A 13,558-nucleotide genomic window follows, 5' to 3' on the forward strand; every position below is an offset into this window, starting at 1 on the left:
AACGTCCCGTAGATGCCTACGCGCTACTCGATCCGCCGCTATCTCGCCGGGGCCGTCGCCGCTCGTTCCGGGGACGAGATGTCCGGGCCCGCGCTGATGCTGGCCGGGTTCGCCCTCACCGGCTCGGCCGCCTCCGCGTCGTCGCTGCTCGCGAGCGTCACGGTCGCCGCCGCGGTGGGCGGGCCCGTGCTCGGGGTGCTTCTCGACCGGGCCGGGCGGCCGGGGCGGCTGCTGGCCGTGGCGCTCGCCTTGTACGCCGTGGGGCTCGGCGTGATCCTCTTGGGGCTCGGGCGGTTTCCGTTCGGTGTCATCCTTCTGGTCGCCGTGCTGGCGGGGTTGTTGGGGCCCGCTCTTTCGGGTGGGTGGACGGCCCAACTGCCCCGTGTGGTCGCTCCGCGCGATGGTCGCGGACTGGACCGGGCCAACGCGCTCGACGCCATGACCTTCGGTGTGGCCAGCCTTGCCGGGCCCGCGCTCGCGGGGGTCGTGGCGGAGGTGGCGGGAGCGCCGGCCGCGGTGGTCGTGTCCCTGGTACTGATCGCCCTCGCGGTGCCGGTGGCGTGGCTGCTGCCGGTGGCGGGGCTGGCGCCCGCGACTTCACCGATACCGGTGACTTCATCGCTGCCTGTCGTGTCGCCGGGGCCCGTCACGACGACGGCGCCCGCGGCGTCGCCGTTGCCCACCGCCCTTCCGCAGGGCGTCACTTCACTGCCACCCGCCGCGTCGTCGGGCTCCGCCACTGCACTGCTGCCTGCCGCGTTACCGGGCTCCGTGCCGTCCCCGGCGCCCGCGGACCGTCCGCAGCCCACCACTCCACCGCGCCCCGCCGCGTCGCCAGTGCCCGCCGCACCACCGACGCCCACCGACCGGCCCCTCCCCACCCGTCCCCACCCCCGCGCCCCCCACCGCACACACGGCCACCCCCTCTCGCTGATCAGCGAACTGACCGCCGGAGCGCGGGTCATCGTCGGGCGGCCCGCCCTGGCCAGGGCGACCCTCACCTCCGTGTTGGCCTGCGTCGCCCAAGGGCTGCTCGTGGCCTGCGTGCCGCTCTTGGGGGAGCGGGTGCTCGGTGGGGCGGGGCGGGGTGCGTTGCTTCTGACCTGCGCTGCCGTCTCCGCTCTCGCGGCCAACGCCTTGCTCGCCCGCTATCCGCGTGCCGTCGGCCCCGACGCGGTCGTCCGGGTCAGTGCCCTCGTCCAGTGCGCCGGTCTCGCCCTGCTCCTCGTCGGGTGCCGGGGGCAGCCCGGCGTGCTCCTCGTGGGCGCCTGCGTCGTCGGCGTCGGTGAAGGGCCACAGCTCACCGCCTTGTTCGCCGTCCGCCACCGGGAGGCGCCGGAGCATCTGCGCGGGCAGATCTTCACCACCGGTGCCAGTCTGAAGGTCACCGGGTTCGCCGTGGGGGCGGCGGTCGCGGGGCCGGTGGCGGCCCGGTCCCTGCCGGGTGCGCTGGCGCTCGCGGTGGGTGTGGCGGGGGTGGGTTTTCTTGTCTGCTTCGTTCGCCTTCGGTCGAGTGTCGGGCGGCCCCTGTCGTCCGCGTCCCCCTCGTCGCCCTCCTCGGCGTCCGGAGTCAGGGAGTCCTAGGTCAGGGAGCCCCAGGTCAGGGCGTCCGGTCCGGCGCGGTGAAGGCCTCCGTCAGCTGCTGCGCCATGGGGTCGTCGAACGCGTCCCCGTGCGCCTCTGCGCCCTCGAAGGTGACGACCTCGGCGCTGCGCGGGAACATGGCCTGCTCGTACGTCGCCAGGGCGGTCTCGATGTCGTCCGGGTGGGCCGCGACGGCCTTGGCCAGTTCGGCGCCGTCGAGCATGGCGAGGTTGGCGCCCTCGCCGTTCGGGGCCGAGAGGTGGGCGGCGTCGCCGAGGAGGGTGACGCCGGGGATCCGCTCCCAGCGAAGGCCGGTCGGCAGCGCGTGCAGGGAGCGCAGGATCGGTGCGGTGTCACTGTGGCTGATCAGCGCGGTGAGCGCCGGTGCCCAGCCGTCGAACTCGGCCGCGATCCGTGCCGCGGACGCCGCCGTGTCGGTGAAGTCGATGCCGTCGAACCAGTCCTGCTCCACCGGCAGTCCGACGTACGCGTGCAGCGTGTCGCCCTTCTCCCGGTGGGCGAAGATCTCCTTGTCGGGCGAGGGCGTGATCATCGATCCGCTGCCGACCGCCGCGGAGGTGGCCGGGTGGCGGGTGTCGGCCTCGAAGAGGTACGTCTCGACGACCGACTTGCCGGTGTACTCGGGCACGGCATCGGTGAGCAGCGGGCGGACCCGGGACCAGGCGCCGTCCGCGCCGACCAGCAGGTCCGTGGTGACGGTCCCGCCGTCGGCGAACGTCACCTCGTGGCGGCCGCCGCCGAGGGCGCGGGCGGCGCTGACCTTGTGGCCCCAGCGGACCGTGCCTTCCGGGAGCGAGTCGAGCAGGATCTGCCGAAGATCGCCGCGCGGCGCCTCGGGACGGCCGCCCGTACCGTCGTCGGGCTTGTCGAGCACGAGGGTCCCGTCCGGGTCGAAGACGCGCAGCGCCTGCTTGCCCTCCAGGACTATGGCGTGGAACTCGTCCATCAAGTCCGCTGCCTGAAGGGCCAGTTGACCGTTGTAGTCGTGGATGTCGAGCAGGCCGCCCTGCGTGCGTGCCGACGGGGACGACTCGGCCTCGTAGACCGTGGACTCGATGCCGTGGACGTGCAGGACGCGGGCGAGCGTCAGACCGCCGAGTCCGGCGCCGATGATCGTGACGGGGCTGTTCATCGTGGTAGCTCCTCAAGGGGTACGGGGGGGCGGTGAGTTCCGGCCCCGCGCTGTCCTTGAAAGCTGTCAGCCCGCGCCGACAGGCCACCTACAGCCCACCGACAGGCCACCGTCCACGCCGACAGGCCACCGTCAGCGCCGGCACGCCACTAGTCGCCCGCGCCCCGGCCCCGCCCGCCCCCTCACCCCGCCGCCCCCAGATGAATCCGCGTGATCCCACTGATGTAACGCGCCCCGCAGTGATCGGTCGGCACCACCAACTGGCTGCCCAGGTCGTCCAGTTCGGCGCCGTCCAGTTCCGTGGCGAGGAGTACGGGAGCGTTGCCGAAGTCCTCGTCTATCTCGGCCCAGGACAGCACCGTGGTGTGGCCGTCCTCGCCGGTGATCTCCAGGAGGAAGCGGGAGCGGTCCTTGCGTCGGGCGGGGTGGAAGCCCGGACCCGCCGCGAGGATCACGTCGCGCAGCAGCGGGCCCTGGAACAGGTGGTGCCGGGGGCCGCTGGTGGCGCAGTGGAACGTCACGTCGGCCCGCCGGGCCGGCCAGCGCTTGCGCAGATCGGCGACGCTGAGCGGGAACGGCCGGGCGACCGCGCCCACCACCACGAGTTCGTTCATGTCCCCCACCCGTTCCCGGTGCCTCCGGCCCGGCTGCCGGGCGGCACGACTCCCTTGAGGATGCCCGCCGCGGAGGGCTTGGAACATGGTGACAGGGCTTCAAGCATGGTGATTATGAGGGGAGTTCGAGATCAGGCATCGCAGATGCCGCTTCGTGCGGTGCGGCCGACGCGCGCCCCCGGGCGCCGGCCGCTTCGTGCAGCGCCGCCCACACCCGGTCCCGCGTGACGGGCAGCTCCGTGAACCGCAGCCCCGTCGCGTCCCGCAGGGCGTTCGCGAAGGCGGGGGCCACCGGGTTGAACGGGCTCTCGCTCATCGACTTGGTGCCCAGCGGTCCGATCGCGTCCGCCGTCTCCATGAAGTGCACCTCGGTGCGCGGGACGTCGGCGTACTGCGGAAGGCGGTAGCGCCGGAAGGCGGCCGTGGTGACCTCGCCGCGTTCGTCGATCCGGACGTTCTCGAAGAGCGTGGCGCCGAGTGCCTGGGCGACGCCCCCCTCCACCTGGCCCCTGCACTGCATGGGGTTCATGACCTTGCCCGCGTCGGCCGCGTGGACGCTGCGCAGGATGCGCGTCTCGCCGGTGTCCGGGTCGACGGCGAGCTTGAACCACTGGGCGTTGAACGCGACCGAGCGCGGGCTGCCGCCCCAGTGGCCGTCCGCCGCGAGTTCGTCGGCGGCGCCGCGCGCGTGCGCCGCCTCGTACAGCTCCTTGAGCGTGACGACACGGCCCGCGCAGTCCAACTCCTCGGCGCCCAGGACGCATTGGTGCCGGGGGACGCCGGTGTACCGGGCGGCGAACGTCCGCAGCCGCTCGGCGAGCGATCCGGCCGCGAGCAGCACCGCCTTGCCCGCCACCACCGTGCCCGCCGAGCCGAAGGCGCCCGTGTCGTGGCGTACGACGTCCGTGTCGGACTGGCGGATGGCGATCCTGTCCGGTGTCGTGTTCAGCGCGCCCGCGGTGATCTGCTTGTGCACGGTGGTCGTGCCGTTGCCGAACTCGGCCGTGCCGACCGCGATGTCGTAGGTGCCCTCGGAGAGCAGGCTGACGGTCGCGTCGGCGTAGTGACCGCCGGGCGGACCCGTCGCGATCATGGCGAGGGCCGTGCCCTGTCCGGCCAGCCAGCCCTCGGGCACCTCGCTGGTGTCCTCCTCGATCGCCTTGCGCACCACGGACAGGCACTGGTCGAGCCCGTACGACGCGATGTGCAGGTCCTCCTCCTCGCCGATCGGGCTGAGCATGGGCTCGCCGGCGCCGATGATGTTGCGCTCGCGGAAGACCAGCGGGTCCAGGCCGAGGCGGCGGGCGACCTCGTCCATGGCGGACTCGACGGCGAAGGTGACCTGGCCGAGGCCGTAGCCGCGGAAGGCGCCCGCCGGGACGCAGTTGGTGTACACCGAGTACGCGTCGACCTTCTTGTGCGCGGCCCGGTAGACCGCGAAGGACTCGCCGACGCTGTGGAACATCACCGCGGGACCGTGGTTGCCGTACGCGCCCGTGTTGGAGACCACCCGCATCTGAATGGCGGTCAGGGTGCCGTCGGCGCGCGCCCCGACCTTGACGGTGATGGTGAACGGGTGCCGCGTGGTGGCCCCGTAGAACTGCTCGGGGCGGGTGAACTCCAGCTTCACCGGGCGGCGCAGCCTGAGCGCGGCGAGCGTGACGATGTCCTCGGTGAGCATCTCCTGCTTGCCGCCGAAGCCGCCGCCGACCCGCCCCGCGACCACCCGTACCTCGTCCTCGGGCAGGCCGTGCAGTGCGCACAGGGCGCGCCGGGTCAGGAACGGCGTCTGGGTGGAGGACCGGACGGTGAGCCGCTCGCCCGTGCCGTCCTCCTTCGGTTCGAAGTAGGCGACGCAGCCGTGCGTCTCCAGGCTGGCGTGCTGGACGCGTTGGGTACGGTATGTCTCCTCGTGGATCACGGCGGCCTCGGCGAAGCCCGCAGCGACGTCGCCGATCTCGCCGTGCACCTCGCCCGCCACGTTGTCGTCGGCCCGCGCGATCCGTGCCTCGGGCCCCTTGTCGCCGTGCAGTGCGGGCGCGCCGTCGCGCATCGCCGCCTCGGGGTCGGTGACGTGCGGCAGTTGCTCGTACGCCACCTCGATGCGGCGGCAGCCCTCCTCCGCCGCCTGTTCGCTGTCGGCGACGACGGCGGCGACCCGCTGGCCCACGTAGCGGACGACGCTGTCCAGGATGCGGGTGTCGTCGGGGTCCTCGGTGGGGTGCTCGTGCCGGGCCGACGAGTACAGCACGTCGGGGGAGTCCTCGTGCGTGAACACCGCTTGTACGCCGGGCACTTGGAGTGCCTCACGGGTGTCGATGGAGGCGATGCGGGCGTGCGGGTGCGGGGAGCGCAGGAGCTTCATGTGCAGCAGCCCCGGCACCTCGATGTCGAAGGTGTAGCGGGCCGTGCCGGTCACCACCTGCGGTCCCGCGGGAGCGCCGAGGCTCGACCCGACCGCCTTGCCCGCGCAGGGGAGTTCGGTGTGGCGCACCCCGCGTACGGCGTCCTCGATGGCGCGATAGCCGGTGCAGCGGCACAGGTTGCCCTTGAACGCCCGGGGCAGATCGGTCAGTTGGTCCTCGTCGAGGGCGGCCGTGGTCATCAGGAACCCGGCCGTGCAGAAGCCGCACTGGAAGCCCTGCGCGTCCAGGAACTTCCGCTGGACGGGGTGGAGTTCACCCTCCGGTGACGCGAGTCCCTCGACCGTGGTGACGCTGCGCCCTGCGGCCCGCACCGCCGGGTACAGACAACTGTGCACCGGCTCCCCGTCGACGTGCACCGTGCACGCCCCGCAGTCGCCCGCGTCGCACCCCTTCTTCACGCCGAACCAGCCGCGCTCGCGCAGATAGGTGCGCAGGCACTGGCCGGGGCGGGGTTCGGTGGTGCAGTGCTGCCGGTTGATGTCGATCTCGTACGTCATCGGATGTCCCCCTGTTCGAGCCGTCCAGCGTGTCCGTCCTGCCCGTCCTGCGCGTCCTGTCCGGGCGGCCGCTCTTCGTCGAGTTCGCGGCGGATCTCCTCGGCGAGCCGGTACGCCATGTGCCGGCGCCACGCGGGCAGCCCGTGGATGTCGTCGAACCAGTCGGTGTCCCGTACGGCCCCCGCGATCGCCGCCCGCAGCTCGGCCGCGCCCGGCGGCAGCGGGAACCAGAGCCGGAACGGACGTACGGTCGCCGCGGTGACCGTCAGCGCGAACGAGCCGTCGTCCGGGTCGAGCGCGCCGATGACCAGGGCGCCGGAGCGCCCGAGGCCGTACAGGGACACCTGGCGGAAGGCCGTGCGGCAGCCCAGGGAGCGCGCGGGCAGCGTGACCGAGCGCAGCAACTCGCCCTCGCGGAGCACCTTTCGGCCCGCGCCCGTCACGAAGGCGGTCACCGGGACCCGGCGCGTCGAACCGTCCTGGGCGAGCAGCAGGCAGCTGCCGTCAAGCGCCGCCGTGAGGGAGATCATCGGCCCCGCGGGCAGCGCGTTGCAGAGGTTGCCGCCGACCGTGGCCATGTTCCAGATCTTGAACGAGGCGAGGAAGGCCCGGCAGCACTGCTCGAAGAGCGGGGCCGCGGTGACGGTCATCTCCCGCGCGTGGCGCGACAGTTGGGCGATGGTGCAGGTGGCCGCGATCTCCAGGGAGCCGTCCGGCGGCACGGTGAGCGGGGGCCAGCCCATCCGGCTGAGGTCGAGCAGGCGGCGCAGGTGCGGCTGCGGCTCGGAGAAGAGGTACGTGCCGCCGCCGAGCCAGCCGTCGCCGGGGCGCCAGGGCGTGCGCCGCCGCGCGTCCCGCACCTCCATGACCGTGGTGAGATCCATCGCTTGACCGCCTCCAGTCGCCGGGCAGCCGGTTTCGGGCTGACATCGCGGGGTGTGACGACGCCAGTGAAGCAACGCGGGGGCGGCGGGCACGACTGGTGCCCAGCACGGAAAAGCCGAGGCCGCCGGGCCCGGTACTGGTGAATCATCCAAGAGGGATACCGGCCATCTGACCTGGCACTTACGATGCTGGAACTCACTTTCCTCTGGTGAATGTGAGATGCCGCGTCCGCAGCGCGGCGACCGCACCAAGGAGCAACCACCCATGCACGTCGAAGACCTCCTGCACGACACCGCCCTCGATCTCGACCTGCTCTGGGGCGACGGCGCCCTGCTGACCCGGGAGATCAGCGGCGTCACCGCCACCGACCTGGAGGACCCGACGCGCTTCCTGCGGGCCGGCGAGGTCGTGCTCAGCGGCCTGGTCTGGTGGAGCCCCGAGCAGGGGCAGGAGAAGACGGACCGGTTCGTCGCGGCCCTCGCCGCCGCCGGGGCCGCCGCCCTGCTCGCCGGCGAGGAGACGCACGGCACCGTGCCCCAGGCCCTGGTCGACGCCTGCCGCACGCACGGCATCGCGCTGGTCGCGGTGCCCCCGCACACCAACTTCCGCGCCATCATCGACGCGGTCTATCTGCGGCAGTGGGGCGATCTGAGCCGGCGCCCCTCGGGCCACCACGCGCTCCCCGAGAACGTACGCATCGAGCTGAGCCGGCTCCTCGAATCGGGCGCGGACGCGGCGACGCTGCTCGACCGGGCGCTCGCCCATCTCGGCACACCGGCCTGCCACCTGCTGACCGCGACCGGCCGTACCGTGGCGCGCACCGCGACCGCCCCGCCGCTCGCCCCCGCCGAGGCCATCCGGCGGCTGACCCGCCCCGCGGGGATCAGCCTGCGCATCGAGACCGACGCGACGGCGTACGACAGCAGGCACCTGTATCTGCACGACCCCGACGAGGCCCCGCCGCGCCTCCTGCACGAGATAGCCGACGTCCTCGCCCAGCACCAGGAGCGACGCATCCGCGAGGAGGCGGGGGCGAGGGAGCGGGCGGCCGCCCTCCTCGGGCTCATCGACGCGGCCGCGCAGGAGCCGGCGGGTTCCGCGCTGCGGGCGGCGCTGCGCGCCTGCGCGCTGCCGGAGGACGGGCCGTACCAGGTGGTCGCGGCCGCCGTGGGCGGCGCGGGCAGGCAGACCGCGGCGGCGCTCGGCGCGCTGTCCGAGGCGCTGCGGCATCTGCCGGGCCGCCCGGCCTTCGCGGTCGGGGCGCTGCCGGACGGCACGGCCGCGGCGGTGGTCCGGGTGACCGCACCGCGCGAAGAGCCCCGAGAGACTTCAGAGAGCGCGGCGGACGGTCTCCAACTGGACGGCGTCTGGCCCCTGTTGACCGCCCGTACCCCGCGTACGCCGCTGCACGGCGGGATCGGTGGCACGGCGGGGACGCCGGAGCGGCTGCGGCGCAGTCTGACCCAGGCCCGCTACGCGCTGGCCGCCGCCCGCTCGGCGGCGCCCCGGCGCAGCGAGCTGACGCACACCCGGGACATGACCACGCTGCCCGCGCTGCTCGCCGGGGTCCCCGACGACGTGCGCTCGGCGTTCCTCGCGCGCACGCTCGGCGCGCTGACCGACGACAACGACGCGTCCCAGCGCACCCTGCTGCACACCCTGGAGACCTATCTCGCGCACAACGGCTCCTGGGCGCGCACCGCGGAGGCGCTGCATCTGCACGTGAACACCGTGCACTACCGGATCCAGCGCATCGAGACCCTCACGGGACGCGATCTGTCCCGCCTCGACCACAAGCTCGATCTGTACGCCGCGCTGCGGTGCCGCTGATCAGCCGGCCGTGCCGGGCCGGTCGATGTGCACGTTGGTCGACTTCACCCGCGCGGTCACGGTGACGCCGACCTCGATGCCCAGCTCCTCCACGGCCTCCCTGCTCACCACCGACACCACGCGGTGCGGCCCGGACTGGACCTCGACCTGGGCCAGGACGTCGTCGACGGTGACCGCGGTGACGATCCCGGCCAGCGCGTTGCGCACCGAGGTCCGCACCTCGCCGGGGACCGGGTGCAGCCCCTCGCCCCGCTCCTTGGCGAACGCGGCGAGGCTCACCCCGTCGACCACCCGGTTCCCGGTCCCCGCTGCGGCCCCTTCGCCCTCCCGCTCCATCCGCAGCTGACCGGAGTCGGCCCAGCGGCGTACGGTCTCGGGGCTCACGCCGAGCAGTCGCGCTGCCCGGCCAATGCTGTACGACGGCATGCGGGGACCTTACGACGTACCGGCTACTCGATGACGAGCTCGACCGGGATGTTGCCGCGCGTGGCCTTGGAGTAGGGGCAGTAGGCGTGGGTCTTCTCCAGGAGCTCGCGGCCCGCTTCGCCCTCCAGGTGCTCGGGCAGCTCGGCCCGCATCACCACGGCGAGGCCGAAGCCGCCGTCGGTGTCCTTGCCGATGCTGACCTCGGCGGTCACCGAGACGTCGCTGACGTCGATCTTCTCCTGGCGTGCGATGGCGCCCATCGCGCTGGCGAAGCACGCCGCGTACCCGGCGGCGAAGAGCTGCTCGGGGTTGGTGCCCTGGCCGTTGCCGCCCATCGAGACGGGGAAGCCGAGGGGCAGGTCGAGCTGGCCGTCGGAGCTGACCGCGCGGCCCTCGCGGCCGTTGGCGGTCGCGACCGCTGTGTAGAGCGCGTCCATGGGGTCCACCTTTTCTCTTCGTCTCGTCCGTTCCTGCGGGCTGTGTCGCCCTGAAGAGAAGTAGAGCACGCAATTCAGTTGTGCACAACTCAATGGCGCGCGGTACTCTGCTCGCATGTCAGTAGTTCACACGGCAGACGGCGACGTACGGGACGAGGACTTCCTCCGCCTCGACCACCAGATCTGCTTCTCCCTGCACGCCGCGACGCGTGCGTTCAACGGCGTCTACCGCACGGCGCTGAAGGACCTCGGCCTGACCTACCCCCAGTACCTGGTGATGCTGGTGCTCTGGGAGGACGGCGAGCTGCCCGTCAAGCGGATCGGCGAGCGCCTGCGGCTCGACTCCGGCACGCTGTCGCCGCTGCTCAAGCGCCTTGAGGCGACGGGGTACGTGGAGCGTCGGCGCAGCGCCGACGACGAGCGTTCGGTGACCGTCCGGCCGACCGCGGAGGGCGCCGCGCTGCGCGAGCGGGCCGTCGCGGTGCCGCGCGCGATCGCGGGGGCGACGGGCCTGAGCCTCGACGAGGTCAGGGACCTGCGGGCCCGCCTGATCTCTTTGACGGAGGCGCTGGACGGCGCGCAGCCGGACCTGGCGGCGTCGGCGGGCGTGTGCGGGGTGACCGAATGACGTTCCCGGACGCCGTGTCCCCCGACACGCACCGGGCGGCGATCGCCGCCGAGACCGCCGCGTTCGCCACGCTCCTCAAGGGCGCGGACCTGACGACACCGGTCCCCGGCTGCCCCGGCTGGACGCTCCTCGACCTGGTCAGGCACGCGGGCAGCGTGCAGCGCTGGTTCGCCGTACTGCTGCGGCAGCGCGTCCAGGAACCGCCGCGCTCCCGCGAGGTGGACCTGCGGCTTCCGGCGACGGACGACGGCTGGCCCGACTGGCTCCTGGCGGGCGCGGCCGAGGCGGCGGACGTCTTCGACGCCATCGACCCGGACGCCCCGATGTGGACGTGGGGCGCCGACGGGCACGCCGGGTTCTGGGTGCGGCGCATGCTGTTCGAGACGCTGGTGCACCGGGTCGACGCGGAGACCGCGCTGGGCCTGCCGTCCACGGTGGACCCGGCCCTCGCGGCCGACGGTGTGGACGAGTTCCTGGTCAACCTGCCCTTCGCCACACCGTTCGCGCCGGGTGTGGCCCGCCTGCGCGGCACGGGCGAGACGATCCGCTTCCGCTGTACGGACACGGCGGGGGAGTGGCTGGTGCGCCTGGACCCCGAAGGCTTCGGAGTCGTACGAGCCGAAACCGCGACGCCACACGTGACGCTCTCCGCCCCCGCGGCGGACTTGCTGCTGTTCCTGTACGGCAGGACGGAGTGGGCGGCGCCGGCGTACGAGGTGACGGGGGACGAGGAACTCCTCACCCGTTGGTCCGACAACTCCCGCTTCTGAGGCGGAAGTCGCCGTCCCACCCTGCGGCTCTCCCCTCTCTCAGTCGGTGAGCGTCACACAGGGCAGCCCCACGCTGTCCCCGCCCCGGAACCCCTCGGCGCAGAGCCGGGTGCCCGCGGGGAAGTGCCGCTGGGGGTAGGCCTGGTCGCGATAGGTCCGGAACGCGTCGACGTCCTCGACCTTGGTGTTCGCGCTCCACCCGTTGGTGGTCCACACGCGCGCGGAGATGCGGTGCGGCTGGTTGGTGTTGATGACGGACACCTCGACGCGGCCGAGGTAGGTTCCCGAGTCGTACGTCTCGATGCAGACGGAGTTGTTGCACCACTTGCCGTCGGCGGCGGCGGGCGGCCCCGCGGCGAGGACGAGCCCGAGACCGGCGGCGGTCGCGCCGATCCCGGCGATGATCTTCCGAAGGTTGGTCATGGCGTGCCCAACGAAGGGGGCGGGGGCTTGTTACGCGGAGTTGTTCCGCGGGCAAGGCCCCGCCCTCTTCGTCGCTCCTGGACGTGGGCCGATCAGCTCAACGCACGGAGATCGTGCCAGCCGGTGGTACCGACCGTCGTCGCGCCACCCAGGCCCGCGGCGGTGAGCCGGGGATGGAACCTGAGGCCCGCGGCCGTGCCCGGGGCGGTCGCCCACAGATCGGGCCGGCCGTCGTTGTCGGCGTCGCCTCCGGAGGCCAGCAGGGGTGCGGCCGCAGGGCTGAAGCCCGTGGCCACGCGAGTACGCGCCGCGGTGTCGCCGAGCCCTTCACCGCCGGGCCCCGTGCCCTGGGCCAGGAAGAGCTCGCCCGTGGACCGCTTGCGGGCCAGCAGGTCGACGTGGCCGTTCCCGGTGACGTCGCCGAGGGCGGCCAGGTCGTGGTCCGTCCAGTCGGCGTCGCCGATGAGGACGGGCTCGGCGTACCGAGTACGGCTCCAAGGGACGCCACGTGTGGGACGCCAAGGAGTACGACGAGCCGCGGTCGTCCGCGGCGCGGGCCAGGCCATCACGCGCCGCAAGAGCCACATTCTCGGTCGACCCGATCATGGACACGTCCGACCCGCAGCAGATGCACGGCTACACGTACGGGAACAACAACCCGGTCATCCACGCGGACTCCGGCGGCAAGTTCTTCGCGAGCTTCGTCAAGCGGACGCGGCCGCGCGTGAGACGCAGAAGAAGCGGAACGCGGATCGAAAGCGCAGGTACGGAGTTCTTGGCGGGTTGAGATCCGAATGGGACAGCGGCGTGAAAAAGTTCAAGAAGGACACCAGCTATGTGCTGAGTCACAACAATACGGCCGGCGCATGCGTGAGTGTCGGTGGAACCATTGCAGCAGGGTTCGACGGCGGGAGCGGGGGGCTCGGCCTTGCCGCCGACGTTGAAGGCAACTTCGGTTCCGGGACGGCCGGCGTCCATGAACTCTTCACTTGGTAAGCTCGCTCGTGAAGTATCGATCGGAGCGTCGGCTGGAGTACTGAGGAACGAATGATTAATTCGATCGGTGCGCTCGCGGGGGCAGTCATTGGATTGGCGATCCTTTTCGACTTCCGAAACGTCGCCATTCGGGCCTACGACCTGATGGCTCGACACACGCCAGGGGGCGAACCGGACCCCAGATTCTTCACTCATAATACGGTGCGTTTCATTGGGGGAGTTGTGGGCCTTGCGGGATTGGGTGTGTTCGTAACTCGACTCGTAAACAACTGACGCGTAAGGAATGATCAGTACGTGGAAGGCGATTCCGCGGCGTGCGGGGAAGCCGTTGGTGGTCGCTCGGCGCAAGAGCGGTCCCATCGGTGGCATCCCCGTGATCCTCGCTGTCGGGGCCTGCGGTGTCTGGGTCGTGGTCGCGGGGTGGGAGGGGAACGACCCCGGGGACATGCCTCTGCTGGGGGCCTTCGTGCTCGCGGTCATGCGGTTCATCTGGCGTGCGGTCGTCCGGCCCCGGGTTGATGTGTATGCGGACGGGCTGCAGATCATCGGCTTCTGGGACCGGCACTGGATTCCTGGCGCGGCCATCCGCCGCATCGACACCGAGGACGGCATGGCGGTCACCACCACCGAAGGCGATGTCGTCGAGGTGTTCGCGTTCTCGCGGTCTCTCCTCGATCGTGGGCGGACGGCCGCCGCTGCCCAGCAGATGCGCCGCGCCAAGCCCGCCCGGCCGGGGCGTGCGGGTGAGGCGCCTGCCGTCCTCCGGGCTCCCGACTGGACCTGGGTCGATCTCCTGTTCGTCCCGATGCCGGTTTTCATGCTGCTGTTCGTGACCGGCGCCTACGGAAGTTAGAGCTGATCCAGCATGAAATGGCGCGTAGCCTTGCCC

Annotated in this window: 14 protein-coding genes; 5 read left to right on the forward strand and 9 right to left on the reverse strand. The window is 72.1% G+C overall.

The features are described 5' to 3' along the window. The first annotated feature begins 12 nt into the window (after nt 1-12). Nucleotides 13-1,584 carry an MFS transporter gene (locus tag ACIO9J_RS35645; protein WP_402008685.1) on the forward strand — a complete coding sequence of 524 codons (1,572 nt, stop codon included), beginning with the start codon at nt 13-15 and terminating at the stop codon, nt 1,582-1,584. Between the two features lie 16 nt (nt 1,585-1,600). Here ACIO9J_RS35645 and ACIO9J_RS35650 read toward each other — a convergent pair whose 3' ends face one another. From ACIO9J_RS35650 to ACIO9J_RS35665, 4 genes are all read right to left on the reverse strand, one after another. Continuing rightward, nucleotides 1,601-2,737, reverse strand: a complete 1,137-nt coding sequence (locus ACIO9J_RS35650) for an FAD-dependent oxidoreductase (RefSeq protein ID WP_402008687.1) — start codon at nt 2,735-2,737, stop codon at nt 1,601-1,603. A gap of 182 nt (nt 2,738-2,919) precedes the next feature. Further along, nucleotides 2,920-3,351: a molybdopterin-dependent oxidoreductase gene (locus ACIO9J_RS35655; protein WP_402008689.1), complete on the reverse strand. Its 432-nt coding sequence runs from the start codon at nt 3,349-3,351 to the stop codon at nt 2,920-2,922. 112 nt (nt 3,352-3,463) lie between these two features. Continuing rightward, on the reverse strand, nt 3,464-6,274 hold the full coding sequence (locus ACIO9J_RS35660) for a molybdopterin-dependent oxidoreductase (protein ID WP_402008691.1): 2,811 nt from the start codon (nt 6,272-6,274) through the stop codon (nt 3,464-3,466). Further along, nucleotides 6,271-7,158: an FAD binding domain-containing protein gene (locus ACIO9J_RS35665; RefSeq protein WP_402008693.1), complete on the reverse strand. Its 888-nt coding sequence runs from the start codon at nt 7,156-7,158 to the stop codon at nt 6,271-6,273. The genes ACIO9J_RS35660 and ACIO9J_RS35665 overlap by 4 nt, the downstream gene beginning before the upstream one ends. Nucleotides 7,159-7,423: 265 nt before the next feature. Here ACIO9J_RS35665 and ACIO9J_RS35670 point away from each other — a divergent pair, with 265 nt between their 5' ends. Then, complete coding sequence (locus tag ACIO9J_RS35670) at nt 7,424-8,989, forward strand: helix-turn-helix domain-containing protein (RefSeq protein WP_402008695.1); 1,566 nt, start codon at nt 7,424-7,426, stop codon at nt 8,987-8,989. Here the strand turns inward: ACIO9J_RS35670 and ACIO9J_RS35675 are convergent, their stop codons facing one another. Both ACIO9J_RS35675 and ACIO9J_RS35680 read right to left on the reverse strand, forming a co-directional pair. Further along, nucleotides 8,990-9,415: a molybdopterin-binding protein gene (locus ACIO9J_RS35675; RefSeq protein WP_402008697.1), complete on the reverse strand. Its 426-nt coding sequence runs from the start codon at nt 9,413-9,415 to the stop codon at nt 8,990-8,992. Nucleotides 9,416-9,438: 23 nt separating this feature from the next. Then, nucleotides 9,439-9,852 (reverse strand): organic hydroperoxide resistance protein, encoded by a 414-nt coding sequence (locus ACIO9J_RS35680; protein ID WP_402008699.1) that lies wholly within the window; start codon nt 9,850-9,852, stop codon nt 9,439-9,441. A gap of 115 nt (nt 9,853-9,967) precedes the next feature. Here ACIO9J_RS35680 and ACIO9J_RS35685 point away from each other — a divergent pair, with 115 nt between their 5' ends. Both ACIO9J_RS35685 and ACIO9J_RS35690 read left to right on the forward strand, forming a co-directional pair. Then, nucleotides 9,968-10,480: a MarR family winged helix-turn-helix transcriptional regulator gene (locus ACIO9J_RS35685; protein WP_402008701.1), complete on the forward strand. Its 513-nt coding sequence runs from the start codon at nt 9,968-9,970 to the stop codon at nt 10,478-10,480. Next, complete coding sequence (locus tag ACIO9J_RS35690; protein ID WP_402008703.1) at nt 10,477-11,250, forward strand: maleylpyruvate isomerase family mycothiol-dependent enzyme; 774 nt, start codon at nt 10,477-10,479, stop codon at nt 11,248-11,250. The genes ACIO9J_RS35685 and ACIO9J_RS35690 overlap by 4 nt, the downstream gene beginning before the upstream one ends. A gap of 39 nt (nt 11,251-11,289) precedes the next feature. Here ACIO9J_RS35690 and ACIO9J_RS35695 read toward each other — a convergent pair whose 3' ends face one another. The 3 genes from ACIO9J_RS35695 to ACIO9J_RS35705 form a co-directional block, all read right to left on the reverse strand. Continuing rightward, on the reverse strand, nt 11,290-11,673 hold the full coding sequence (locus tag ACIO9J_RS35695) for a hypothetical protein (RefSeq protein ID WP_402008705.1): 384 nt from the start codon (nt 11,671-11,673) through the stop codon (nt 11,290-11,292). A gap of 92 nt (nt 11,674-11,765) precedes the next feature. Beyond that, nucleotides 11,766-12,251 (reverse strand): hypothetical protein, encoded by a 486-nt coding sequence (locus ACIO9J_RS35700; protein ID WP_402008707.1) that lies wholly within the window; start codon nt 12,249-12,251, stop codon nt 11,766-11,768. Between the two features lie 58 nt (nt 12,252-12,309). Next, the gene (locus ACIO9J_RS35705; protein WP_402008709.1) at nt 12,310-13,029 is read right to left on the reverse strand and encodes a hypothetical protein; all 720 of its coding nucleotides are present in this window, start codon (nt 13,027-13,029) and stop codon (nt 12,310-12,312) included. A gap of 85 nt (nt 13,030-13,114) precedes the next feature. Between ACIO9J_RS35705 and ACIO9J_RS35710 the strand changes: the two genes are divergently transcribed. Further along, nucleotides 13,115-13,522 (forward strand): hypothetical protein, encoded by a 408-nt coding sequence (locus ACIO9J_RS35710; RefSeq protein WP_402008711.1) that lies wholly within the window; start codon nt 13,115-13,117, stop codon nt 13,520-13,522. Nucleotides 13,523-13,558 lie beyond the last annotated feature (36 nt).

The sequence above is a fragment of the Streptomyces sp. NPDC087300 genome, assembly GCF_044744425.1.
Taxonomy (GTDB): Bacteria; Actinomycetota; Actinomycetes; order Streptomycetales; family Streptomycetaceae; genus Streptomyces.